Annotated in this window: 23 protein-coding genes; 18 read left to right on the top strand and 5 right to left on the bottom strand. The window is 56.5% G+C overall.

Translation table 11 applies throughout. The features are described 5' to 3' along the window. Window positions 1-38 precede the first annotated feature (38 nt). A complete protein-coding gene (locus G5171_RS08695) occupies window positions 39-1079 on the bottom strand; it encodes a DUF3549 family protein (RefSeq protein ID WP_005343761.1) in 1041 nt (346 codons plus the stop codon). Window positions 1080-1355: 276 nt separating this feature from the next. On the opposite strand from G5171_RS08695, the gene G5171_RS08700 reads away from it, so the two are divergent. From G5171_RS08700 to ptsG, 6 genes are all read left to right on the top strand, one after another. After that, a complete protein-coding gene (locus G5171_RS08700) occupies window positions 1356-1691 on the top strand; it encodes a YqcC family protein (protein WP_124930029.1) in 336 nt (111 codons plus the stop codon). After that, entirely contained in the window at window positions 1688-2461 is a 774-nt protein-coding gene (gene truC, locus G5171_RS08705) for a tRNA pseudouridine(65) synthase TruC (RefSeq protein ID WP_041234083.1), read from the top strand. Before G5171_RS08700 ends, truC begins: the two co-directional genes overlap by 4 nt. 90 nt (window positions 2462-2551) lie before the next feature. Beyond that, window positions 2552-2992 carry a flavodoxin gene (locus G5171_RS08710; RefSeq protein WP_421260056.1) on the top strand — a complete coding sequence of 147 codons (441 nt, stop codon included), beginning with the start codon at window positions 2552-2554 and terminating at the stop codon, window positions 2990-2992. A gap of 541 nt (window positions 2993-3533) precedes the next feature. Beyond that, window positions 3534-4853, top strand: coding sequence for a maltoporin (locus G5171_RS08715; protein WP_288728294.1), 1320 nt, complete (start codon window positions 3534-3536; stop codon window positions 4851-4853). A 91-nt stretch (window positions 4854-4944) separates the two neighbouring features. Next, entirely contained in the window at window positions 4945-5916 is a 972-nt protein-coding gene (locus G5171_RS08720; RefSeq protein ID WP_216979326.1) for a MalM family protein, read from the top strand. A 423-nt stretch (window positions 5917-6339) separates the two neighbouring features. Beyond that, window positions 6340-7770 (top strand): PTS glucose transporter subunit IIBC, encoded by a 1431-nt coding sequence (ptsG, locus tag G5171_RS08725; protein WP_005338586.1) that lies wholly within the window; start codon window positions 6340-6342, stop codon window positions 7768-7770. 168 nt (window positions 7771-7938) lie between these two features. Here ptsG and G5171_RS08730 read toward each other — a convergent pair whose 3' ends face one another. The 4 genes from G5171_RS08730 to map form a co-directional block, all read right to left on the bottom strand. Then, window positions 7939-8322: a DUF3461 family protein gene (locus G5171_RS08730; protein ID WP_005343775.1), complete on the bottom strand. Its 384-nt coding sequence runs from the start codon at window positions 8320-8322 to the stop codon at window positions 7939-7941. Between the two features lie 128 nt (window positions 8323-8450). Next, entirely contained in the window at window positions 8451-9278 is an 828-nt protein-coding gene (gene dapD, locus G5171_RS08735) for a 2,3,4,5-tetrahydropyridine-2,6-dicarboxylate N-succinyltransferase (protein ID WP_033116099.1), read from the bottom strand. Between the two features lie 173 nt (window positions 9279-9451). Further along, window positions 9452-12088, bottom strand: a complete 2637-nt coding sequence (glnD, locus tag G5171_RS08740) for a bifunctional uridylyltransferase/uridylyl-removing protein GlnD (RefSeq protein WP_421260057.1) — start codon at window positions 12086-12088, stop codon at window positions 9452-9454. A gap of 85 nt (window positions 12089-12173) precedes the next feature. Then, complete coding sequence (gene map, locus G5171_RS08745; RefSeq protein ID WP_005343779.1) at window positions 12174-12962, bottom strand: type I methionyl aminopeptidase; 789 nt, start codon at window positions 12960-12962, stop codon at window positions 12174-12176. Window positions 12963-13334: 372 nt separating this feature from the next. Here map and rpsB point away from each other — a divergent pair, with 372 nt between their 5' ends. The 12 genes from rpsB to fabZ all read left to right on the top strand — a co-directional run bounded on the left by rpsB (window position 13335) and on the right by fabZ (window position 25477). Further along, a complete protein-coding gene (rpsB, locus tag G5171_RS08750; RefSeq protein WP_005343780.1) occupies window positions 13335-14063 on the top strand; it encodes a 30S ribosomal protein S2 in 729 nt (242 codons plus the stop codon). A 104-nt stretch (window positions 14064-14167) separates the two neighbouring features. Next, window positions 14168-15049 (top strand): translation elongation factor Ts, encoded by an 882-nt coding sequence (gene tsf, locus G5171_RS08755; protein ID WP_005343781.1) that lies wholly within the window; start codon window positions 14168-14170, stop codon window positions 15047-15049. Between the two features lie 71 nt (window positions 15050-15120). Then, window positions 15121-15855: a UMP kinase gene (gene pyrH, locus G5171_RS08760; RefSeq protein ID WP_005343782.1), complete on the top strand. Its 735-nt coding sequence runs from the start codon at window positions 15121-15123 to the stop codon at window positions 15853-15855. Window positions 15856-15903: 48 nt separating this feature from the next. Continuing rightward, window positions 15904-16461, top strand: coding sequence for a ribosome recycling factor (gene frr, locus G5171_RS08765; protein ID WP_005343783.1), 558 nt, complete (start codon window positions 15904-15906; stop codon window positions 16459-16461). Window positions 16462-16533: 72 nt separating this feature from the next. Then, window positions 16534-17310 (top strand): polyprenyl diphosphate synthase, encoded by a 777-nt coding sequence (gene uppS / locus G5171_RS08770; protein WP_005343784.1) that lies wholly within the window; start codon window positions 16534-16536, stop codon window positions 17308-17310. 27 nt (window positions 17311-17337) lie between these two features. Then, a complete protein-coding gene (locus G5171_RS08775; protein WP_041234088.1) occupies window positions 17338-18195 on the top strand; it encodes a phosphatidate cytidylyltransferase in 858 nt (285 codons plus the stop codon). Continuing rightward, window positions 18195-19388 (top strand): 1-deoxy-D-xylulose-5-phosphate reductoisomerase, encoded by a 1194-nt coding sequence (gene ispC / locus G5171_RS08780; RefSeq protein WP_005343786.1) that lies wholly within the window; start codon window positions 18195-18197, stop codon window positions 19386-19388. The genes G5171_RS08775 and ispC overlap by 1 nt, the downstream gene beginning before the upstream one ends. Continuing rightward, window positions 19388-20740 (top strand): sigma E protease regulator RseP, encoded by a 1353-nt coding sequence (gene rseP, locus G5171_RS08785; protein WP_005343787.1) that lies wholly within the window; start codon window positions 19388-19390, stop codon window positions 20738-20740. The genes ispC and rseP overlap by 1 nt, the downstream gene beginning before the upstream one ends. Before the next feature lie 34 nt (window positions 20741-20774). Beyond that, entirely contained in the window at window positions 20775-23306 is a 2532-nt protein-coding gene (gene bamA, locus G5171_RS08790) for an outer membrane protein assembly factor BamA (protein ID WP_337072516.1), read from the top strand. Window positions 23307-23455: 149 nt separating this feature from the next. Then, a complete protein-coding gene (locus tag G5171_RS08795; protein WP_005338563.1) occupies window positions 23456-23968 on the top strand; it encodes an OmpH family outer membrane protein in 513 nt (170 codons plus the stop codon). A gap of 3 nt (window positions 23969-23971) precedes the next feature. Next, the gene (lpxD, locus tag G5171_RS08800) at window positions 23972-24991 is read left to right on the top strand and encodes a UDP-3-O-(3-hydroxymyristoyl)glucosamine N-acyltransferase (RefSeq protein ID WP_337072518.1); all 1020 of its coding nucleotides are present in this window, start codon (window positions 23972-23974) and stop codon (window positions 24989-24991) included. Window positions 24992-25015: 24 nt separating this feature from the next. Continuing rightward, window positions 25016-25477: a 3-hydroxyacyl-ACP dehydratase FabZ gene (gene fabZ / locus G5171_RS08805; RefSeq protein ID WP_005338559.1), complete on the top strand. Its 462-nt coding sequence runs from the start codon at window positions 25016-25018 to the stop codon at window positions 25475-25477. The last annotated feature ends 1 nt before the right edge of the window (window position 25478 follow it).

A 25478-nucleotide genomic window follows, 5' to 3' on the forward strand; every position in this document is an offset into this window, starting at 1 on the left:
ATTTCCCGCTGTGTTGCCTCGTGGCGTGAGGCGAGGGATCAGGCCGAGGCAAACAGACGGCCGATAGCCTTGCCCAGCGCCTCGCTGCGGTCGGGGTCGCGCAGTCTGGCCAGCATATCATTGCGCAGGGCCGGTAAAGTGACCAACTCGGCAAAAACCTGATTGAAGAACTGGGTCGGTTGTAGCGCCAGCTGTTCCAGATAGTGGCTGAGCAGATTGGCATCTTTCAGATCTGGCCAGAGCCGACCGGCAATGGCGAGCAGCAGCGCCGGGCTTGGCTGGGTTTGCAGCAGGGTCAGCAGCTTGTTGGTGCGCAAGGTGCTGCCGGGGCAGGAGGCCATGGCGCGGCAGAGGTAGGCCAGGGTCTCCGGGTTGGGGGCGGCGCACTCCTGCTCCTTGCCGATCCGCTCGAGCAGGGCGCCTTGTACTGCCGGCGGCAGCGGGGCGTTTTCAAGGCTCTGGCAGAGGGCGTAGAGCGGCTCTTGCGGCAGTTTGGGCAGCGCCTTGCAGATCAGCGCCAGATTACGCTCATCATGGAGTCGCTCCGCCAGATCGGCAAAGCCCTGCAGACCCAGTGTCTGCCAACCGGTGTCGTTTGGTGCGGCCAGATAGTGGCAGAGGGCATCGTAATAGGCAGAAGGGGCCTGTTCCAGCTGGCGCGCCAGCTTGGCGTGCAGACTGGCCATCTTGGCCTCCGCCGGACGGAAGGTGTAGGGATTGTCGGCCAAGCGCTGGGCTTTTTCCTCGTCCAGATCGCCGGTGAGCTTGTAGCCCAGGGTCTCTACCACCTGATCCATGAACAGCTTGGGGCCGTTTGACATCAGCAGGCCGCGCTCATCGAGGGCGAATTTGAGGAACCAGAGGTAGTGGCGAGACTCGCTCGGCTGGAAGAAGTGCACACCGAGCCAGGCATGCTGTTGCAGCGGCCAGGGGTAGGGCTCCTGCTGCTGCTCGATGCGGACAAAGGTATCGCTTGCCAGTGGGCGCACCTGGCGGCCCATGTCAAATAGCTGGAACTGGGTGCCAGCCTGAGTCAGAAATTCGGTCAAGGTATTGATGGCAGTAGGTGTCGCAGACATGGTGAGATCCGGCTAATGGTGATGCGGGCCGATTATAAGGCCCTTGCCGAGGATAGCCAGTGGCAGCAGACACGCGTTGCGGCAGATATCAACATGGCAGGCATGCGGGCGGAGGTGTATAGTATCGCCCTTTTTTAACGGCAGCAGGCCGCACTGGCTGCCGTGTATGTCGATGAAGTGGCTGAACCGCCTGTGCTACGCGACTGAATGTATCTGCATCCTGACTGATCCTGTCGGGTCGGTAAATCAATCTGTGGTTATGAGGAAGATAGCGAGATGAATCAATATTTGCTGGTAGCTGGCCTGTTGGGGGAACTCACCGCCGAGTTGCAGCGCCTTGAGCGCTGGCAAGCTGACCATCCCGGTGACGAAGCCCTGGCAAGCACCCTGCCTTTTTGTGTCGATACCCTGAGCTTTGATCAGTGGCTGCAGTTCGTGCTGATCCCGCGCATGGAGCAGCTGGTGATGTTGCAGGCGCCGCTGCCCACCAGTGTCTCCCTCTATCCCATGGCCAGCGAAGTCTATAAAGAAGAGCTGGCCGAGGCAGAAGCACTGCTGCGCCTGATCGCCCGCTTCGATCTGCTGCTCTCCGGCAAAGTGATCGAACAATGATGCCAGTGCAAACCCGAGAAGAGAGTGACCTGAAGCTTACCCTGCTCTATCAGGATGAGTGGCTGGTAGCGGTCAACAAGCCTTCCGGTCTGCTGGTGCATCGCAGCTGGCTCGACAAGGGCGAGACCCGCTTTGCCATGCAGATGACCCGGGATCTCATCGGTGGTCGCCACGTCTATCCGGTGCATCGCCTCGACCGGCCCACCTCCGGCGTGCTGCTGTTTGCGCTCGATCCGGTGATTGCCCGCGCACTGACCGAAGCCTTTACCCAACGTCAGGTGCACAAGGAGTACCTGGCACTGGTGCGTGGCTGGGCGCCCGAGCAGGGGGTGATCGACTATCCACTCAAGGAGCAGCTGGACAAGATTGCCGATGCCATGAGCAACCCGGATCGCCCGGCGCAGGATGCCGTCACCACCTTCCGTCGCCTGCATCAGGTCGAGCTGCCCCACGCAGTCTCCAAGAAGCACCCCACCAGTCGTTACAGCCTGGTCAGATTGTTCCCGAAGACCGGCCGCAAGCATCAGCTGCGCCGCCATATGGATCACCTGTTCCACCCCATTGTCGGGGATACCACCCACGGGGATGGGCGCCATAACCGTTTCTTTCGCGAGCACTTTGGCTGCGAACGGCTGCTGCTGGTGGCCCGCACCCTGAGCTTTACCCATCCGGTGCTCAAGGTGCCGATGCGGATCCAGGCGCCGCTCGGTCAGGATGTGCTGCGCCTGTTTGCCGAGCTGGGCTGGCCCGCCAGCGAGAGCGACTACTAAGCGCCTGATCCTCAGCCCTGAACCGGTGGCATCTGACGCCAGCTTGCTGATAGAGTTGCTTAAAAGAGTGACTCACGCGGGGAGCAGAGAATGGCACAGATCGATATCGTGGTAGGAACTGTCTACGGCGCAGCCATGCTGGTGGCCGAGACCTTGGCAGATGAGCTGGAACGCAAGGGGCATCACTGTTCTCTGCACGAAGAAGCACGGCTGGCGGACATTGACCCCGGCCGTTTTTTATTGCTGGTCAGTGCCACCACCGGGCAGGGGGACATTCCTCCCAATCTGCAGCCCTTTGCCAGTGAGCTGGCTGACAAGGCACCCTGGCTCAAGGGACTGCGTTATGCCCTCATCGCCATGGGTGACAGCAGCTATGAAATCTTCTGCGGAGCAGGCCGTCGGCTTGATGGCCTGTTGCAAGAGCTGGGGGCCACGCGAGTGATTCCCCCGCTGGAACTGGATGCGACCGTGCACGATGAACCCGAACAGGTGGCACTCAGCTGGTTGAAAAAGTGGGATATTCAGCCCTGAATATTCTCTGAAATAGAGCCATATCAATCTCCTGTTCCTTAACCAGCAGGGGATTGTTATTGGCACAAAACCATCTCATTCAGTAAGTATATTTCCCATGTTTATTGTCGATAGTAACTGAGGGGTATTCTCCCTTTTTAGCACTTCCTCATCGTAACGGTTTCAAGCGCACCACAGACCCCTCATCCAAATAAAAGTTCAATCTTGAAAGCGATCTCAGTCATGTTTTTGTCATCCGATCGTAAAATAATGACTTTGGTTCTATCGCAAATTAATCAATGATAACGCTTTCAGGTTGGTTCACATTGCTGGTTGTCTTCATTTATTGGTTTTTTATTTCCTGTTTTGGCGTTTCTTTACTTGTCATTGTCGCCGCGATAGCTCGCCGAGCGATTTGTCGCCATTTTGTGAGTCGCTTCATATTTGTCGCGAAATACGCTCCCTATAATCAACCTCGATTATCACCAACAGGATTACGTGGTGATAAAACGTTGAATATTCAGGATCACACTCCTCACTGCGGGAAATAAGGAATATGACAATGAAAATGAAGTGGCTCCCGATTGCAGCAGCTGTTACTGCCGCCCTGGCTTCCCAAGCCGCCTTTGCCGTAGATTTCCACGGTTACTTCCGTTCCGGTGTCGGTGTTTCCGGCGACGGCGACATGGTTAAATACAACGTCAATAAAGTTGGCCGTCTGGGTAACGAAAATGATACCTACGGTGAAGTGCAACTGGGTCAGGAAGTGTTCAACAAAGATGGCAAGACTTTCTATGTTGATTCCATGTTTGCCATGGCTTCCAACGGTTCAAATGACTGGGAAGGTACCGGTACTGTTTGTAACTTCGATGCCAAGCAGTGCAATGGTGATTCCGACTTCGCTCTGCGTCAGTTCAACGTACAAGCCAAAGGTTTGCTGAACTTTGCTCCTGAAGCAACCTTGTGGGCTGGTAAGCGTTACTATCAACGCCATGACATCCACATCTCCGACTTCTACTACTGGAACATCTCCGGTGCTGGTGCTGGTATCGAAGGCATCCAGGCTGGTCCGGGTAAAGTTTCTTTCGCATGGGTACGTAACGATCGCAGCGCTGCTGATGTGTTTGGCCAGTACACCCAAACCGGTGTGGATGCCAACGGTAACCCGACCTATCAGAAGAATGAAGATCTGAACGTCAATACTCTGGATCTGCGTTATGCCGGCATTCCGCTGTGGACCGACGCGTCCCTGGAGCTGGGCGTGGATTACGCTCTGGTCAATGAGACCAACGATCAGAAAGCACTGAAAAAGAATCCGCAAGACGGCGTGATGCTCACTGCTGAACTGACCGCAGGCATCCTCGGCGGTTTCAACAAAACCGTGCTGCAATACGGTACTGAAGGTTACTCCAAGACCATGGCTTTCTACGGTGATGGTTCCTGGTACGGTGCTGAAGCGAAAGACGGTGCCGATGGTTTCCGTATCATCAACTGGGGTGTGGTGCCGATGGGCAACTCCTGGGAGATGGGTCACCAGCTGGTCTACGGTGTAGGCAACGAAATGTGGGATGGCAACGACAAGTATGAAACTATGTCTGCTGTTATCCGTCCGATGTACAAGTGGGATGACTTCAACAAGACCATCTTTGAAGGCGGTTACTTCAAGGACAACAACAAGTCTACCAATGGCAGCGAAGACAAAGATGCTGGCTACAAGCTGACTCTGGCTCAAGCCTGGTCTGCTGGCTCCAGCTTCTGGGCCCGTCCGGAAATTCGTGTGTTCGCCTCCTACCTGGCTAACGACGAAGACAAGAAAGTCTTCGAAGGCAATACCTCCAAAGACACCTACCAGTTCGGTGTTCAAGCGGAAGCTTGGTGGTAAGCAAAAGTTTAAGTTAAGTTAGTGACTGCCCCCTTATGGGGGCAGTTTTGTTTCGCCGGATCACGGCCACCGGATTATGGAGATCAGAAAAATGAAACGGGTAAAGATGTCTATTGCAGCCGTAATCACTGCGCTATTAACCGGTTGTGCCGGAAACATGGTTGTTCCCCTGCAAGAACATGGCTCGATCTTGAGCGATGCAGATCAAGCCAAGCAAGCGTTGGCCAAAGCCTCAAGCTGCTGTGTGGCGTTTAAAGATTTCAGTTATGCCCCCTTGCCTGAAGGTGAGACCTTGCTTGCCATCGATGGCAAGCAACCCACTTTTCAGTTTGATGAGGGAATGAGTTACTTTGCGGCTTATCGCCTGCCGACCAACACCGGCAATCTGGCGATCAGCCTGGCATCACAGGTGAGCAAAACCGTGATGGTGCCCAAGGTCATTATGCTGGATGCCGAGTTCAAGGTGACCCGTGTACTGGGTGAGTCAGTATTCAGTTATCAGCCTGCTCACCTGCTCGATAACGACCGTATCGAAGGGCGTCTCTTTGTTGACCGCAGCATGCCTGGCAACCCGGCCAGCGAAACATACATGATCGTCTATGCGCCTGCGGACCAACTCTCTGGCAGCACAACAATCCTGCATCCATCAAAAGCGTTTGCCCGTGCTAATGGTACCGTTGAGCCTGATATCAAGGATCCTGTGATCCCGCACTCTCCTTGGGGTTTGGTGCAGATCAAAGTCAAAGATATGGCCCGTGGGAGTGGCCTTGAAGCGGTATTCAAACCCGAATATGCCGACAAGGTGGCCATGAGCCAGGGTCAGCAGGTTGCCGCGATAGCGACGACTGCAGCCGTTACCACAACTGCAACAGCTGCGGTCGCAGCCAAACCTGCTCCTGCCATGCTGAGTGAAACAGAAGCCTTCTACCAGAGCCAGATCGAAAAAGCGGTCAAGGCGGGGGATATCGACAAGGCGATGAAGCTGGTGAACGAGGCCGAGCGGGCTGGTTCAACTAAGGCAAAAAGCGTGTTTATTGATGCGGTCAAGCGCTCGCAAAAATAGAATAATACGCCCCTTTGCTGGTCAGATATATTTATTGAGGCCTCCCTTGTTGGAGGCCTTTTTAATCGGTAGACTGTAATAAATAAAAATCATGCCGTTACATTGAGTTACAATGGGTTTCCATCTGATATAAATGGCATTATTAAAATACAAAGTGAAACTGCTATTTATATGTTTTTATAATAGAGTGATAATGCAGATTATTAACTCACATTGGATGAGCTTTTTAGCCGCTAAACAAGTTGTGATCTTCCCTCCAAATTCAATATTCCCCCGTCTTCGAAAGCAGCAATTTATGACCCGCTGGGTTATATTCTGATGGTCAAAATAAACAAGCCCGACTCGAAGATATCTGAATGAATCAGTGCTTATTTCATCCAGATAGATCGTTCAGGGACGACAATCCATTCAGGAGCGCACACAATGTTCAAAAATGCTTTCTCTAATCTGCAAAAGGTTGGTAAGGCGCTGATGCTGCCAGTATCAGTCTTGCCAGTCGCAGGTATTCTGCTGGGGGTGGGTGCTGCCCACTTCAGCTGGATGCCGGAAATTGTCTCCCAATTGATGGAGCAAGCCGGTGGTTCTGTATTTGGCCAGATGGCCCTGCTGTTCGCAGTGGGTGTTGCTCTTGGCTTTACCAATAACGACGGTGTATCCGGTCTGTCAGCCATCGTTGGCTATGGCATCATGGTCGCAACCCTGAAGGTCATGGCACCTGTGATGGGTGTTGAAACCATCGAAACCGGCGTGCTGGGTGGTATCCTGGCCGGTGGTATCGCTGCCTGGGCGTTCAACCGTTTCTACAAGATCCAGCTGCCAGAGTACCTGGGCTTCTTCGCGGGCAAACGTGCCGTACCCATCATCACCGGTTTCCTCTCCATCGGTCTGGGTGTGATCCTGTCCGTGATTTGGCCGCCAGTGGGTGGCGCCATCGGTGCCTTCTCTGACTGGGCTGCCAACCAGAACCCGGTACTGGCCTTCGGTATCTACGGCGTGGTTGAGCGCTCCCTGATCCCGTTCGGTCTGCACCACATCTGGAACGTACCGTTCTTCTATCAGGCTGGTACCTGCGTCAACGGTGCCGGTGAAACTGTTCACGGTATCATGACCTGCTTCCTGACTGCTGATGACGCGTCCCGCGCTGCCGGTAACGGTTTTGGTCAGCTGGCTGGTGGCTACCTGTTCAAAATGTTCGGTCTGCCTGCTGCTGCGTTCGCCATTGCTCACGCTGCCAAGCCGGAAAACCGCGCCAAGATCGTTGGTATCATGGCCTCTGCAGCCCTGACCTCTTTCCTGACCGGTATCACCGAGCCGATCGAGTTCTCCTTCCTGTTCATCGCTCCGGTTCTGTACGCAATCCACGCTGTACTGGCTGGTCTGGCTTATGTGCTGACCAACTCTCTGGGTATCGTACACGGTCACACCTTCTCCAACGGCTTCATCGACTTCGTGGTGCAATCACCGCGTGCCGACAACATGCTGCTGCTGGTTGGTCTGGGTCTGGTTTACGCGGCTATCTACTACGTCGTATTCAGCTTCGTTATCCGTGCCATGAACCTGAAAACCCCGGGTCGTGAAGACGAGACTGCTGAAGAGGCTGTTGGCCAAGGCAAAGACGAGATGTCTGCTGCTCTGGTTGCCGCCTTCGGTGGTAAAGAGAACATCGCTTCTCTGGATGCCTGCATCACCCGTCTGCGTGTTGGTGTGAAAGATGTTGCCAAGGTTGACCAGGCTGGTCTGAAGAAACTGGGTGCTGCCGGTGTGGTTGTAGCAGGTTCTGGCGTACAAGCCATCTTTGGCACCAAGTCCGACAACCTGAAAACCGATATGGATATCTGGATGAAGAGCAACTAATTCAGTTGCCTGACATCAGGTTCTGGAAGAGGGAGGCGCATGCCTCCCTCTTCTTTTTGTCCGCTGGTAAATGACTTGCGTCGGAGGCGGTAACTTGGCGGCTGGTTAGTGCAGGCTGCAGTAATAAAAAGAGCGCCACCAGGGCGCTCTTTTGTCGAATCGGTGTGGCTAGAGTTTCTCGAGATCCCGCTCGATTTCGCTGATCTTGTTCTGCACCACTTTTTCCAGATGGCGCAGGTCGCGCAGGATCTTCTGTTTGATGTCCGGATCGGCCTGCAGATGGATACCCTGGGTCAGGCTGTCGAGTTCATCTACCACGTATTTGAGGTTGGCGTTGATCTCGGTGACATCCTTGTACTCATGGGTACCGGAGTCGACCAGCATGGTCTTGCGCTGGCGGGGATACTTGAATTTGACACTCTTGGCGAAGAACTCGCCCTTCTGCTTCTTGAAGTAGATCTTGAGGATGTCGTGGTTGGCCTCCTGGCGCAGGGTATAGCTGTCGACGGAGGTGGGATCCTGGATCCCCAGGCTCTTGAGATTCTCGTACATCAGGCTTCCTCGGTTTGAAACGATCCTGTCCCATCCATCTTAACCGATGCCTCATGGCTTGCATGTGACAGGGGCGCCAAAATCAAAAGGGCGCCATAAGGCGCCCTTTTTCATCACAGCAATGCTGATTACTCGTCGATGGAGCGCAGCAGGGCGTTGATGCCGACTTTGGCGCGAGTCTTGGCATCGACCTTCTTGACGATCACCGCCGCGTAGAGGCTGTATTTGCCGCATTTGGATGGCAGGGAGCCGGAGACGACTACGGAGCCAGCCGGTACGCGGCCGTAGTGGATCTCGCCGGTTTCGCGGTCATAGATTCGGGTGGACTGGCCGATGAAGACGCCCATGGAGATGACGGAACCTTCCTCGACGATCACCCCTTCAACCACTTCGGAGCGAGCACCGATAAAGCAGTTGTCTTCGATGATGGTGGGGTTTGCCTGCAGCGGCTCCAATACGCCACCAATGCCGACGCCGCCGGAAAGGTGCACGTTTTTACCGATCTGGGCGCAGGAGCCCACGGTGGCCCAGGTGTCGACCATGGTGCCTTCGTCAACGTAGGCGCCGATGTTGACGTAGGAGGGCATCAGCACAGTGTTGGGCGCGATGAAGGAGCCTTTGCGAGCGGTCGCCGGCGGTACCACGCGTACACCGGCAGCCTTGAACTGCTCTTCGGTGTAGTTGGAGAACTTGAGGGGAACCTTGTCGTAATATTGGGCGTCGTCGCCCTTGATGATGCCGTTGTCGTTGATACGGAACGAGAGCAGTACCGCCTTCTTCAGCCACTGATGAACAACCCACTCACCGGCGATCTTCTCGGCAACCCGGGCCTTGCCGGAGTCCAGCAGCTCGATGACTTGCAGGATGGCGGATTTGGTAGCGCTGTCCACAGTGCTCGGGGTAATGGTGTCGCGGCGCTCGAAGGCCGCTTCAATGATCTGTTGCAACTCGGTCATGACAGGTTTCCTTTAAAAAATTCTGTTTGTTGTATCACACTTTTCCGACTGTTTTTAAGTGGCTGACCGGAATTCTTCCGGCCAGCGACCATTTCTTTCATATTTCTCAGCCAACCATTTGTTTGGTATGGGAAAATGGAGGTGAAAACAGCCTCTTTTGAATCAGAACGCACTCACTCCATAGCAAATTGCTGCGGATTGAGCTGATGCACCAGCCGCTCTTCCAGCTGCAGTTGTTGCTCCGGTGTCAATGGCTCGCCATCGAGGCTGGTCAGACTGAAAAAGTCCTCGACCCGTTCGCCAAAGGTGGCGATCTTGGCGGCGTGCAGCGACAGGCCACACTGCTGGAATACCGCGCCGATCCGCGCCAGCAGACCGGGAGTATCGAGGGCGGTCAGCTCCATCAGGGTGTGGCGGCTCTCCCCCTTGTGCGGCAGAAAAACGACCCGGGTTGGCACGCTGAACTGGCGGTGGCGCCGTGACAGCGGCTTGTTGCGCAGTACCAGCTTGCCCGGCTCCTGCAGCGCTTTCTCCAGCGCCTTCTTGATGGTAGCGGTGCGGTTGGGACTGATGGGTTCGCCATTGGGCTCAAGCACCACAAAGGTATCGAGCACGAAGTTGCTGCGCGAGTTCATGATCTGGGCGTCGTGGATGTTGAGGTTCTTCTGATCCAGCGCCGAGGCGACGGTGGCAAACAGATTCGGGGTATCGCGGCAGTAGATAAACACTTCGCTGCCACCGCGGGTCGGGTGTTTGCCGATCAGCACCAGCGGCGCCGGGTTGTCGCCATGCTCGATGATGTGGCGGCAGTGCCAGGCGATCTGCTCCGGGCTGTGGCGCAGGAAGTAGTCGGCTTTGAAATCGCCCCAGAGCTGATTGATCGCCTCTTCCGATACATCCCGTTGCGCCAGCAGTTGCTTGGCCTGACGCTGGTTTTCGCGAATGCGCAGCCGCATGTCGGGCGGGTTCTCCAACCCCTGGCGCAGCGCCTTCTGGGTCGCGAAGTAGAGCTCCCGCAGCAGGGTGCCCTTCCAGTCGTTCCACAGGGTGTCGTTGGTGGCGCAGATATCGGCCACGGTAAGGCAGTAGAGCAGGTCGAGGTGCTGCTCGTCCCGTACCTTCTGGGCAAAGTCGGTGACCACCTCGGGGTCGTAGATGTCGCGGCGCTGGGCGGTGACCGACATCAGCAGGTGGTGGCGCACAAGCCAAGCGACCAGTCGGCTCTCGTAGCGATCGAGGCCATGCTGTTGGCAGAACTCCAGTGCATCGACGGCGCCAAGTTCGGAGTGATCGCCACGCCGCCCCTTGGCGATATCGTGGAACAGGGCAGCGATGCTGAGCAGCTCCGGTTTGCGCAGTCGTGTGAACACCTCGTGGCAGAGCGGGTGGCTCTGGCGGTTGGCCGGGTTGGGAAAGCCGTGAATATTCTTGAGCAGCCGGTGGGTGTGCTCATCCACCGTGTAGGCGTGGAACATGTCGAACTGCATCTGGCCGACGATGAGGTTCCATTGCGGCAGATAGGCCGCCAGAATGCCGTACTTGTGCATCAGGGTGAGCGGCAGCCCGATGCCGTTTGGGTGGCGCAGCAGCGCCATAAACAGGCGACGGCAGTCGGGCAACTCCTGCAACCAGCAGTTCAGTTTGCGGCGCGCCTCGCGCAGTTGGCGCAGGGTGGCCGAGTGGATGCCCGCAATCTCGGGATGCTGGGCCATCTGATAAAAAAGGCGCAGGATGGCGGCCGGTTCACGGGTAAACAGCTCCGCATCCACCGCATCGATGAGGCGGCCACGGAGCTGGAACTCATTGGAGAGGCGGCGTACATCCATGGCGGTGTTGCCGAGGATCGCTTCGTCAAACAGCTGCAGCAGCATCTCGTTGAGCTCGGAGACCCGCCGTACCGTCTGGTAGAAGCGCTTCATCATCTGCTCGACCGGGGTGTTGCCTTCCCCCTCGAAGCCCAACATCTGGGCTACGGTGCGCTGGCGATCGAACAGCAGGCGGTTATCCCCCTTGTTGATGGCCATATGCAGGGCAAAGCGCACCTTCCAGAGGAAATTTTGGCAGTCGAGCAGCTCGCGGTACTCGGCACGGTTGAGAAAGCCGTGACTGGTCATCTCGAACAATGTGGTGGCACCGAAGTGGCGACGGGCGACCCAGGCGAGGGTTTGAATATCGCGCAGGCCGCCCGGATTGCACTTGAGATCCGGCTCCAGCTTGTAGGCGGTACCGAGAAACTGCTGGTGCCGCTCCGCCTGCTCCTGGCGCTTGGCGCGAAAGAAGGCTTCGCTCGGCCAAAAGTGCTGGGGGCCGGTCGCCTCCTTGAGCTGCAGGAATCCCTCCTTGCGGCCGGTGATGTAGCGCGCCTCAATGAGGTTAGTGGCGACCGTGATGTCGGCCTTGCCCTGCTCGATGCACTCCGCCACGTTGCGCACCGCCTGACCCACCTCCAGCTTGAGATCCCACAACAGGGTGATGAACTCGCCAATGCGTAGTCCCAACACTTCGTCCAGTTCGTCGCCGTCATAGAGGATCAGCAGGTCGATATCGGAGTGGGGGTGCAGCTCGCCGCGGCCATAACCGCCCACCGCGATGAGGGTGAGGTCACTCTTGTCGAAGCCAAACTTCTGCCACAACCGGCAGAGTAGCTGATCCATATATTCGGAGCGGGTAGCGACCAGCTCGATGATGTTGTCACCGGCATCAAAACGGGCATGCAGCCAGCCGAGAAAGCGACTCAGGTACTCTTTGCAGTTATCGCGGGTGAGTTGGTCGTCGGGTAACAGATGAGGGGAAAGCAGGCTGGCGTCCATGGCATCTCACACACAAAGTGGCAGGCATCTGGCTGAAACAGGCAGTAAAAACCCCGGCGCTTTTCACAAGGGCCGGGGTTCGATGTTAGCTGTGTTTGATGAAGCGGTCGATAGTGTCGTCCGGGCGCAGGGTGAGCACCTCGCAACCATCCTCGGTCACCAGCAGGGTGTGTTCCCACTGGGCGGAGTCGCCGCCATCCTTGGTAGTCACGGTCCAGCCATCCTTCGGATTGACCTTGCAGTGGTACTTTTTGCTGTTGACCATCGGCTCGATAGTGAAGCACATGCCCGCTTTCAGCTCCTGCTTGCCGCTGTTGCGGTAGTGGAGGATCTGCGGCTCTTCGTGGAACTCGGCTCCGATGCCGTGACCGCAGTAGTCACGCACCACGGAGAAACCTGCCTTCTCGACGATGGGCTGGATTACGGCGCCAATCTCGGTAATACAGGCGCCCGGACGCACCTTCTTGATGGCGGCGTAGAGGCTCTCTTGCGCAACCTTGCAGAGCTGACGGCGCAGCGGGGTGGTCTCGCCCACGATGAACATGGCGGAGGTGTCGCCGTGGTAGCCATCCTTGATGACGGTGATGTCGAGGTTGATGATGTCGCCATCACGCAACTTCTTGTGGTTCGGGATGCCGTGGCAGATCACATCGTTCACCGAGGTGCAGATGGATTTCGGGAAACCGTGGTAGTTGAGTGGAGCCGGGATTGCCTGCTGCACATCGACGATGTAGTTGTGGCAAAGGGTGTTCAGTTCGTCAGTGGTGACGCCAGCTTTGACGTGGGGCGCAATCATGACCAGCACATCGGCGGCCAATTGGCCGGCAACGCGCATCTTTTCAATCTCTTCCGGTGTCTTGATTTTAATGGACATGGGATCTCTCTTGCGGCCTGCCGCTGGGCCTGCGAGGGCGGACAGGACAGGTAATGAAAAATAGATGCGTTTGCAATCAGGTCAAAATTTTATCCGCAACCCCCGCGTACTTCCAGTGTGATTGTCATCACAGCGTCAAATGGCAGTCGCAACCTCCTTTGGAGGGATCCAGATTTACACCTGTTTAGAGTGTCGGCCGGTGGTGTCCGGAACAAAGTTATGGTATAAAGCGCGCCGGAATGGGGAACTTGCGTCCACCATTTCATCACCCTTACTTAAACAACACACACACATCGACACATATGCCGGGGTGCCTTAACGGGTCGGTTATATGGGATGTGTGGAGGCCTAACCCCAATACAGAGGTATAAAATGGCTAAAGTTTCTATGCGCGACATGCTGCAAGCCGGCGTTCACTTCGGTCACCAGACTCGTTACTGGAACCCGAAAATGAAATCCTACATCTTCGGTGCCCGCAGCAAAGTTCACATCATCAACCTGGAAAAAACCGTTCCGATGTTTGACGATGCCATGAACTTCATCAGCTCCGTAGCTGCCAAGAAAGGCAAGGTACTGTTCGTAGGTACCAAGCGTGCCGCGTCTGAAGCCGTAAAAGAAGCCGCTGAGCGTTGCGACCAGTTCTATGTTAACCACCGCTGGCTGGGCGGCATGCTGACCAACTGGAAAACCGTTCGTCAGTCCATCAAGCGCCTGAAAGATCTGGAAACCCAGAGCCAGGACGGTACCTTCGACAAGCTGACCAAGAAAGAGGCGCTGATGCGTACTCGCGAAATGGAAAAGCTGGAGAAGAGCCTGGGTGGTATCAAGAACATGGGCGGCCTGCCTGATGTTCTGTTCGTTGTCGATGCAGACCACGAGCACATCGCTATCAAAGAAGCCAACAACCTGGGTATCCCGGTAGTTTCCATCGTTGATACCAACTCCAACCCGGACGGCGTTGACTATGTCATCCCGGGTAACGACGACGCTATCCGTGCCGTACAGCTGTACCTGAATGCTGCTGCTGACACCGTACTGGAAGCTCGCGAGCAGGACATCGTTGTTCAAGCCGAACAAGATGGCTTCGTTGAAGCTGAGTAATTGATAAGGTCTGCAAAGCCCTTATTAACCAAGCTGATGTAATTGGTTAGCAGGGGCCCTTGTGGCCCCTGTTTCTTGTCAATTCAAGACCGAGGATACTGGACATGGCAAACATTTCTGCCGCCCTGGTAAAAGAACTGCGCGAGCGCACCGCCGCTGGCATGATGGATTGCAAAAAAGCACTGGAAGAGGCCAACGGCGATATCGAGCTGGCCATCGAGAACATGCGTAAATCCGGTCAGGCCAAAGCTGCCAAGAAAGCTGGCCGTATCGCTGCTGAAGGTGTGATCTTCGCCCGTACCGAAGGCAACGTTGCTGTCATGATCGAGCTGAACTGCGAGACTGACTTCGTTTCCAAGGATGCCGGTTTCCTGGCCATGGGTCAGAAGATCGTCGAGATCGCTGCTACCCAGAAGATCGCTGATGTTGACGCGCTGAAAGCCGCTGATTTCGGCAACGGCGAATCCGTCGAGCTGACCATCACCAACCTGATCGCCAAGATCGGTGAGAACATGAACCTGCGTCGCGTGATGCTGGTTGAAGGTGACAACCTGGGCACCTACGTTCACGGTTCCCGCATCGGTGTTATCACCAAGCTGACCGGTGGTTCCGACGAACTGGCTAAAGATCTGGCCATGCACGTTGCTGCCAACAGCCCGCAATTCGTCAAGCCTGAAGACGTATCTGCTGAAGTCGTTGCCAAAGAGCGCGAAATCCAGATCGACATCGCCATCAACTCCGGCAAGCCGAAAGAGATCGCCGAGAAGATGGTTGAAGGTCGCATGAAGAAGTTTACCGGTGAGGTTTCCCTGACTGGTCAGCCGTTCGTGAAAGATCCTTCCATGACTGTTGCCGAGCTGCTGAAGAAAGAAGGCGCTGACGTTGTCTCCTTCACCCGTTTCGAAGTGGGCGAGGGCATCGAGAAGCAAGAGACCGATTTCGCTGCTGAAGTTGCAGCTCAAATCGCGGCCGCTCAAAAGGCCTAATCGAACCGGTTTTTCCGTTTCCCCAGACCGCGACTTATGTCGCGGTCTTTATATGACCAGGAATCAGTGACATGAGTACCAATCCCAAACCTGCATACAGACGTGTTCTTCTGAAGTTGAGTGGTGAAGCCCTGCAAGGATCCGAGGGTTTCGGCATTGATCCGGCAGTGCTGGAGCGGATGGCCCAAGAGATCAAAGAGCTGGTTGAGCTGGGTGTTCAGGTCGGTCTGGTCATCGGTGGCGGCAACCTGTTCCGTGGTGCCGGTCTTGCCAAGGCGGGCATGAACCGCGTGGTGGGCGACCACATGGGTATGCTGGCAACCGTGATGAACGGTCTGGCCATGCGTGATGCCCTGCATCGTGCTTATGTGAATGCCCGTCTGATGTCTGCTATCTCCCTCCAGGGGGTCTGTGACTCCTACAGTTGGGCCGAGGCAATCAGCCAGCTGCGTGCTGGCAAGGTAGTGATCTTCTCTGCCGGTACTGGCAATCCCTTCTTTACTACCGACTCGGCAGCCTGCCTGCGCGGGATCGAGATCGAAGCCGACGTGGTGCTGAAAGCCACCAAGGTAGATGGTGTATACAACGAGGATCCGGTCAAAAATCCGGATGCCGTCCTGTACCACGAATTGAGTTATGATGAAGTTCTTGAAAAAGAGCTCAAGGTGATGGATCTTGCTGCCTTTACTCTGGCACGTGACCACGATCTGCCGATCCGCGTGTTCAACATGAACAAGCCGGGCGCCCTGCGCCGGGTTATCATGGGTGAGCCGGAAGGTACCCTGATCCATTACGTCAGCAAATAAAATAGATGCGAGCCGCATGGCGGCTCGTTCGCCAAAAGGAAAACCGCTGTGATCAACGAGATTAAAAACGACGCCAAGGAGCGCATGGGCAAGAGTGTCGAGTCACTCAAGACCCAGATGTCCAAGATCCGTACTGGCCGTGCTCACCCGAGCCTGCTCGACGGCATCCAGGTTGAGTACTACGGTGCGGCCACTCCGCTGAAACAGTTGGCCAACGTCGTGGCTGAAGATTCTCGCACCCTCTCCATCTCCGTCTTTGACCGTTCCATGATCCAGGCGGTCGAGAAGGCGATCCTGACCTCCGATCTGGGCCTGAACCCCTCCAGCAATGGCCAGTCCCTGCGGGTGCCGCTGCCGCCGCTGACTGAAGAGCGTCGCCGTGACCTGACCAAGGTTGTGCGTGGTGAAGCAGAAAATGCCCGTGTTGCCGTGCGCAACATTCGCCGCGATGCCAACGCTGATCTGAAAGCGCTGCTGAAAGAGAAAGAGATCTCAGAAGACGATGACCGTCGCGCCCAGGAAGAGATCCAGAAACTGACTGACTCCTACATCAAGCTGGTCGATGAGGCCCTTGCTGCAAAGGAGAAGGAGCTAATGGAAATCTAAGCGCCTGAAAGGTATATTACGAGCGCCGTGTAGTGCCCCTGCACGGCGCTTTTGTCTTTGTGGGAGAAAACCATGTCGCTTTTGGCTGCGTTGGGTGATTGTGCCAACTCGTCTTTACCCCGTCACGTCGCCATCATCATGGATGGCAATGGTCGCTGGGCACAGAACCGTGGCAAGATGCGGGTTTATGGTCATAAGGCTGGCGTCAAGTCAGTGCGCGAGGCCGTTACCTTTGCTGCGCGCGCCAAAATCGAGGCATTGACCCTGTTTGCATTCTCCAGCGAGAACTGGCGCCGCCCGGAAGGGGAGGTCAGCGCTTTGATGGAACTGTTCGTTACCGTGCTGGGCCGTGAGGTGAACAAACTTCACAGTCACGGGATCCGGCTCAAGGTAATTGGCGATACTGCTCGCTTCAGTGAGCGGTTGCAGGCCAAAATTGCCAAGGCAGAAGCCTTGACCGCCAATAACAAGGGATTGACCCTGAATATTGCGGCCAACTATGGTGGCCAGTGGGATATCGCTCAGGCTGCCCGCAAGCTGGCTAAAGCAGTGGCGGCCGGTGAACTGGCCGCTGACGACATTGATGAATCCATGTTGACCCGCGAGGTTTGCATGGCCGATCTGCCACCCGTGGACCTGTTGATCCGCACCGGTGGTGACCATCGCATCAGCAACTTTGTATTATGGCAGCTCGCCTATGCCGAGCTCTACTTTACCCCGGTGTTGTGGCCCGATTTCAACGAGGCCGAGTTCAGTGAGGCCGTTGCCTCCTTTGTTGCCCGCGAACGCCGCTTCGGCTGCACGGGTGAACAGATCCGGGAATTGATCGCCGAGCAGCAGACCGGCTAAACCCCGCTCCCAAGAGAGAGGTTTCTTTTGCTAAAACAACGAATTATTACTGCTTTGATGTTGATCCCCCTGGTATTGGGGGCGCTTTTCTTTCTGCCATTGAAGTTTTTTGCCCTGTTGGCTGCGCTGGTCTTTTTGCTGGCCAGCCGTGAATGGAGCGGCTTTGTCTCTGCCGCCCCGCAACAATGGTTACCCATCGTATTCTGCCTGTTGCTCGGGGCAAGCCTGTTCTGGTTGCCGGTGGAGCAGCTCTGGACTCCCCATCTGCATCCGCTGGTGATGGGCGTGCTCTGGACCGCGGTAAGCTGGTGGCTGCTGGGTCTGCTGCTGGTGCTGCGCTATCCCCAGAGCGCCAAGCTGTGGAAGGAGTCAATCTGGCTCAAGTCCCTGTTTGGTCTGGTGACCCTGGTTCCCTTCTTCTGGTCGCTGGTCGCCATTCGTGGTTACAACTTTTACCATGACCCCATGATGGGAGCCTGGATCCTGCTCTTCGTCATGGGGCTGGTCTGGGCGGCAGATTCTGGCGCGTATTTTTTTGGCAGGGCGTTTGGTAAACACAAGCTGGCACCGGCCGTCAGTCCGGGCAAAACCATTGAAGGGATGTGCGGTGGGCTCTTTACCGCCAGCCTGCTGGCCATCGGCGTCACCTGGTGGATGGGGTTTGTTCCTGCCAAGATGGTTATCGTGCTGTTCTGCTCCTTGCTGGCGGTGCTTGCTTCGGTACTCGGCGATCTGACCGAAAGCATGTTCAAGCGTGAAGCGGGAATCAAGGACTCCGGCACCCTGCTGCCAGGTCATGGTGGGGTGCTAGATCGGATTGATAGTCTGACTGCTGCTCTGCCAGTGTTTCTCCTCAGTTATCTGCTACTCAGTCAGGAGTTTTGATGCGCAACCTGGTTATTCTGGGGGCTTCCGGCTCCATCGGTCAGAGTACCCTGAAGGTGCTGCGCCACAATCCGGGCAGTTGGCAAGTGCTGGCGTTGACCGCTGCCCGCAACGTGAATGCCATGTTGCGGGACAGCCTCGAATTCTCTCCCCGTTTTGCCGTGATGGTCGATGAGGATGCCGCCCGTGAACTGACTGTCCGCCTGAAAGCGCACGGCAGTGCCACCCGAGTGCTTTGTGGTGCTCAAGCACTGTGCGAAGTAGCCGCTCATCCCGATGCCCATAGCGTGATGGCAGCCATCGTTGGTGCGGCAGGCCTGGCCCCGACCATGGCTGCGGTGCGCGCCGGCAAGCGCATTCTGTTGGCCAACAAGGAGGCGCTGGTAATGTCCGGTGCTTTCTTCATGGAGGCCGTGCGCGAGCATGGCGCCGAGCTGCTGCCCATCGACAGCGAGCACAATGCCATCTTCCAGTGTTTGCCGACCGCTGTGCAGCGTCAGCCCGGCTTTTGCGATCTGGCGGCGGCAGGGATCAGCAAGATTTTGCTTACCGGTTCCGGCGGCCCGTTCCGTTACACCGAGATCAGCGAGCTGGCCAAGGTGACGCCGGCGCAAGCCATCGCGCATCCCAACTGGTCGATGGGGGCCAAGATTTCGGTCGACTCCGCCACCATGATCAATAAGGGTCTGGAGTACATCGAGGCGCGCTGGTTGTTCAATGCGGCCCCCGAGCAGATCCAGGTGGTGATCCACCCGCAGTCTGTGATCCACTCCATGGTGCAGTATAAGGATGGCTCCGTGCTGGCCCAGCTTGGCAATCCGGATATGTGTACCCCCATCGCTCATGCGCTGGCTTATCCCAATCGCATCCCCTCCAGTGTGGAACCTTTGGATTTCTTCAGTGTCGGAGAGTTCAGCTTTATCCGGCCTGATTACGAACGCTACCCCTGTCTGGCGCTGGCCATCAATGCCTGCCAGAAGGGACAAGCGGCGACCACTGCGCTCAATGCAGCCAACGAGGAGGCGGTTGCCGCCTTCCTGGCCGGGCGCATCGGCTTTATGGATATTGCCCGGATCAACGAGGCTGTGATGCTGGCGCTGGAGAGCAGCGCCGTCGGCTCGCTCGATGATCTGTTTGCCCTGGACGGTGCGGCAAGAGCCCGTGCTCACACTTTGATTGAGGAGCTTGGCTGATGGGTGGTGTGTTGTGGAATATCGGCGCCTTTGTCGTTGCGCTGGGCCTGCTGGTCGCAGTGCACGAGTTTGGCCACTTCTGGGTGGCCCGTCGTTGTGGCGTCAAGGTTGAGCGTTTCTCCATCGGTTTTGGCAAGGCCATCTGGCGCCGGATGGGCAAGGATGGCACCGAGTACGTGCTGGCCCTGATCCCCCTCGGCGGTTACGTCAAGATGCTGGACGGCCGGGTGGACGAGCTCAAGCCCGGTGACGAGCAGTACGCTTTCAATCACAAGAGTGTCTGGGCGCGGATGGCAATCGTGGCTGCCGGTCCCATGGCCAACTTCGTGTTTGCTCTGGTTGCCCTCTGGTTGATGTTTATCATCGGGGTGCCAAGCGTCAAGCCGGTGATAGGTGAAGTGCGTCCGGCATCCATCGTGGCCGAGGCGGGTGTGCTGCCCGGGATGGAGATTGTCGGGGTCGGCGATGAACAGACTGGTGACTGGGAGAGCGTCACCTACGCCCTTATCAGCCATTTGGGTGACGATGCAGTCACCCTCAAGGTGCAAGCGCCCAATACCAGCTATGCCACTGACAAAACCTTGTCGCTGACCGGCTGGACCTTCGATCCGGATAAAGAGTCGCCCATCGGGAGTCTGGGGATCGTTCCCCTGAGTGGTAAAGTGCTGCCAGTCGTGGCTGCCGTGGTGGCCAAGAGTGCCAGTGAAAAGGCGGGGCTGCAGGTTGGTGACCGTATCAAACAGGTCGGCGATCAGCCAATCACCGCCTGGACCCAGTTTGTCGAGCTGGTGCAGCAGGCACCGGGCGAACCTCTGCAAGTGGTGGTTGAGCGCAACAACAGTGATCTCAACGTGACTCTGACCCCGGATAGTCGCAAGGTGCAGGGTAAGCTGGTTGGATTCGTCGGTCTCTCGCCGCAACTGGTTCCATTACCGGATGAATATCGAATTCTGTTACAGTATGGGCCTTTGCAAGCGCTGTGGCAGGGGGCCGACAAGACCTGGAGCCTGATCACGCTCACCTTTGACATGATCGGCAAGCTGGTAGCTGGCATAGTGTCGCTAGACAACCTGAGCGGCCCTATCTCGATAGCCAAGGGTGCTGGTAGCAGTGCCGACTATGGTCTGGTCTATTTCTTGAGTTTTCTGGCGCTGATCAGCGTCAACCTGGGGATCATCAATTTGTTTCCCCTACCGGTGCTGGACGGTGGCCATCTGGTCTATTTCCTTATCGAAGCAGTCACCGGCAAGCCGGTCTCAGAGAAAATACAGGAAGTGGGTTTCAGGATCGGTGCCGCCATTCTGATGTTATTGATGGGCATTGCGCTGTTTAACGATTTCGCTCGCCTCTGAGGCCAGAGCATCAACAAGGACACATAAGAACAAAATGGCTGTTAAAAAAGCATTGGTGTTGAGTTGCCTGCTGGGTGCCAGTTTCCTGGCCCAGGCGGCCCCTGCCTCTTTTGTGGTGCAAGATATCCAGGTCGACGGTTTGCAACGGGTGACCCTGGGGGCCGCACTGTTGAACCTGCCGATCCGGGTCGGTGATACTGTCGACTCCGTGGCGCTGGCCAGTGCCATCAAGAAGCTTTACGCCTCGGGCAACTTTGAGGATGTGAAGGTTTACCGTGACGGCCAGGTGCTGCAGGTGATGGTCAAGGAGCGTCCGACCATCTCCAGCATCGAATTTTCTGGCAACAAGGATATCAAGGAAGAACAACTGACCCAGAGTCTGGAGTCTTCCGGTATCCGTGTCGGCGACCCGCTGGATCGCACCGTACTGACCTCCCTCGAAAAGGGGTTGGAAGATTTCTACTATGGCGTGGGTAAATACTCTGCCAAGGTCAAGGCCATTGTCACCCCGTTGCCGCGCAACCGGGTTGATCTGAAGTTTACCTTTGTCGAAGGTCAGGCTGCAAAAATCCAGCAGATCAACATCGTCGGCAATAGCGTCTTCCCGGAAGAGAAGCTGCTGGCCCAACTCTCCCTCCGTGACGAAGTACCCTGGTGGAACTTCACCGCCGATCAGCGTTACCAGAAGCAGAAGCTGGCCGGTGATATCGAAACGCTGCGCTCCTACTACATGGATCGCGGCTACATCCGCTTCCAGCAGGAGTCCACCCAGGTCTCCATGACCCCGGACAAGAAGGGAGTCTATGTCACCCTCAACATCAAGGAAGGGGATCAGTACAAGGTCTCCGGTGTCCAGCTCAAGGGCGACCTGATTGATCGCGGTGGCGAGATGAAGGGGTTGATCCCGATCGCTGCTGGCAGCACCTACTCCGCCAGCCAGGTGACTCACACCGAAGAAGTGCTCTCCAAGTTCCTTGGTCGTTACGGCTACGCCTATCCGAAAGTGGTCACCTTCCCGCAGGTCAATGACAAGACCAAGGAAGTTGAGCTGATCGTCAACGTAGAGCCTGGCCCCCGTGTCTATGTGCGCAACATCAACTTCAGCGGTAACGCCACCACTGAGGATCAGGTGCTGCGTCGCGAGATGCGCCAGATGGAGGGCACCTGGCTCTCCTCCGACAACATCGAACAGTCCAAGAGCCGCCTCAATCGCCTTGGCTACTTCGAGAGCGTCGAAGTGGACACCAAGCGGGTGCCGGGCAACGATGACCTGGTTGATCTCGACTTCAAGGTCAAGGAGCAGCCTGCAGGTTCCATCAACGCCGGTATCGGTTACGGTACCGAATCGGGTCTAAGCCTGCAGGCGGGGATCTCTCAGAATAACTTTATGGGGACCGGGAAGACGGTCTCCATCAACGCCAGTACCAACGACTACTCCAAGAACGTTGATCTGAGCTACAACGATCCCTACTTCACTGTGGACGGCGTTAGCCTGGGTGGGCGACTCTACTACAACCAGTTCCGTGCCGATGACGCCGATATTGTCGATTACGAGAACGAAACCATCGGTTTCCGTCTCTCCAGTGGCTTCCCGGTCAACGAGTTCAATCGACTTGACTTCAGTACCGGTATCGAGAGTACCAAACTGAGCCGCCCGTCGTTCAATGCCCAGAACTATCAGGAGTGTCTGAAAGACAACCCGGATACCAATGGCAACACCTACTGCTGGGATCAGTGGAACGATAATCGCCAGTCGGTGCAGATGGATCAGTTCTGGAATATTTACTCCCAGGACGGCTCCAACCTCGACTTCGTCACCGTCGATATGACTGCAGGCTGGACCCGTTCCACCCTGAACAAGGGGATGTTCCCGACCTCTGGTGATCGTCAGCGTATCAACGCCAAGGTGACCGTGCCGGGCATGGAGTTGCAGTACTACAAGCTCTCCGCCGAAGATGCCCACTACTTCCCGCTTGATGCAGATCACAGCTGGGTAGTGATCGGCAAGGGGCGGGTCTCCTACGGCAATGGTTATGGTGATGACAGCATGCTGCCGTTTTTCGAGAACTACTATGCCGGTGGTTTCGATACGGTACGTGGCTTCAAGAGCAATACCATTGGTCCCAAGGCCATCTACAAAACTTACAACAAGCCGGGCTCTGGCAGCTGTACCGGCAATCAGCCATGCGAGACCGGTTATTACGAAGGTTCCGACACCTCGGTGGGTGGTAACGCACTGGCGGTGGCCTCGTTCGAACTGGTCTTCCCGACCCCGTTCGTCTCCGAGACCTATCGTCCGCAGATCCGGACCACGGCATTTGTTGATGCGGGTACCGTCTGGAGCACCGATTTTGCCAATGGTGCCTACCCCTGTGCTGCCGGTTCGGATTGCAACTATTTGAGTCAGGACTACTCCAATCCGGGTAATATCCGTGTCTCTGCAGGTGTCTCCTTGCAGTGGCTCTCACCGATGGGACCGCTGGTGTTCGCCCTGGCCAAGCCAATCAAGAAATACGAAGGGGATCGTACCGAAGTCTTCTCCTTCAACATCGGTCGTACTTTCTAAGCAGAATATCGCCCCCACCCATGCGGTGGGGGTCTTCAATGATGGGACGCGCGGTATGCGTGCCTCACCAGGTAACAAGACGGTGTCAATGCCGCTTGCATAATCGGGTAAATCAGGTAGCCCTCGCCATGAGGGAACAAGGAGTAAGTGTGAATAAAGCGTTGAAAGTAGCTGGTTTGAGCTTTGCACTGATGGCTGCCGGCATGGGTTCTGCCTTCGCTGAGACCAAGATCGCCGTGGTTGATATGGGCGAAGTCTTCCAAAAGCTGCCCCAGCGTGAAGCCGTTGCAGCCAAGCTGAAAGGCGAATTCGAGCCGCGCATGCGTGAGCTGCAGAAGCTGGAACAGGAAGGCCAGAAGCTGGTCGAGAAGTTCCGTAAGGATGAAGCCTTCATGAGCGCCGAGCAGAAGAAGCAGAACCAGGAGAAACTGGCCAAGCTGCAGATGGAGTTCAATCAGAAGCGTCAAGCCTTTGAGCAGGACAACGGCCGCCGTCAGTCCGAAGAACGCAACAAGATCCTGACCAAAGTGCAGGCTGCCATCGATTCCATCGCCAAGAGCAATGGTTACGATCTGGTGCTGGAGCGCAATGCCGCCCCGTATGCCGCCAGCAAGCTGGACATCTCCGGCCAGGTTATTTCTCAGGTAAGCAAGAGCAACTAATTGATGGCATTCACTCTCGCACAGCTGGCCCAGCAACTGGGGGCCCAGGTCCATGGCGACGGAACCCTGGAAATCCGCAAGGTAGCGACACTGGAAAAGGCCGGGGAGGGTGAGATTACCTTCCTGTCCAACAAGAAGTACCGCTCTTATCTGGAGCAGAGCAAGGCGACTGCCGTGCTCATCACAGAGGCGGATCTCCCTTTCTGTCCCACCAATGCGCTGGTGCTCAAGGATCCCTACGTGGGTTTTGCCCGGGTAGCCCAACTGCTGGACACCACCCCGCAGCCGGCCATGGATATCCATCCGAGTGCCGTCATCGCGGCTGACGTGCAACTGGGCGAGAGAGTGGCCATCGGCGCCAATGCGGTGATCGAATCCGGTGTCGTGCTGGGTGATGATGTACGCATTGGCCCGGGCTGTTTTGTTGGCAAAAATACCCAGCTGGGAGCGCGCTCCCGGCTGTGGGCCAACGTCACCCTCTATCACAATGTTACCATGGGCACCGACTGTCTGGTTCAATCCGGCACAGTGATCGGGGCCGATGGTTTCGGTTATGCCAATGAACGTGGCGAGTGGATCAAGATCCCCCAGCTCGGCGGCGTGACCATTGGCAACCGGGTCGAGATCGGTGCCTGTACCACCATTGACCGCGGTGCGCTGGAAGATACCCGCATCGCTGACAACGTCATCATCGACAACCAGTGCCAGATCGCCCACAACGTTGAGATCGGCTACGGCACCGCCGTGGCGGGCTCCACCGTGATGGCTGGTAGTCTCAAGGTCGGCAAATACTGTATCATTGGCGGCGCTTCCGTCTTTAACGGGCATATGGAGATCTGCGACCAGGCCACCGTCACCGGTATGGCCATGGTGATGCGACCCATTACCGAGCCCGGTGTCTACTCTTCCGGCATCCCTCTGCAAACCAATAAAGAGTGGCGCAAGACCGCCGCCCGGGTGATGCGTATCGAAGAGATGCACAAGCGGTTAAGCAAGCTTGAGAAGAAGCTGGATCAAGAATAATCACGATTGGTATAGGGTACTGTTTTGACTACTGAAAAGAAGAGCCTGGGTATCCAGGAAATCATGGATCTGCTGCCCCACCGTTATCCGTTTCTGATGGTGGATCGTGTAGACGACTACGAGATCAGCGATGAGCGCAAAACCCTGCGTGCCATCAAGAACGTCTCGTTCAACGAGCCGATCTTCCAGGGGCACTTCCCGGCCAAGCCGGTGTTCCCGGGTGTGCTGATCCTGGAAGCGATGGCACAGGCCACCGGTATCCTGGCCTTTACCATGGTGGGCAAGCCGTCTCCCAACGAACTCTACTATTTTGCCTCAATCGACAATGCTCGCTTCAAGCGTCCAGTCGGCCCCGGTGACCAGCTGGTGCTCGACGTGGAGTTCCTGAAAGAGCGTCGCGGTATTGCCAAATTCACCGGAGTCGCTACCGTCGACGGTGAAGTGGTCTGTACTGCCGAGCTGATGTGCGCCAAACGCGAGGTTTAAC

This window comes from Aeromonas sp. 600774, assembly GCF_049175075.1.
Classification (GTDB): Bacteria; Pseudomonadota; Gammaproteobacteria; order Enterobacterales; family Aeromonadaceae; genus Aeromonas; species Aeromonas veronii_A.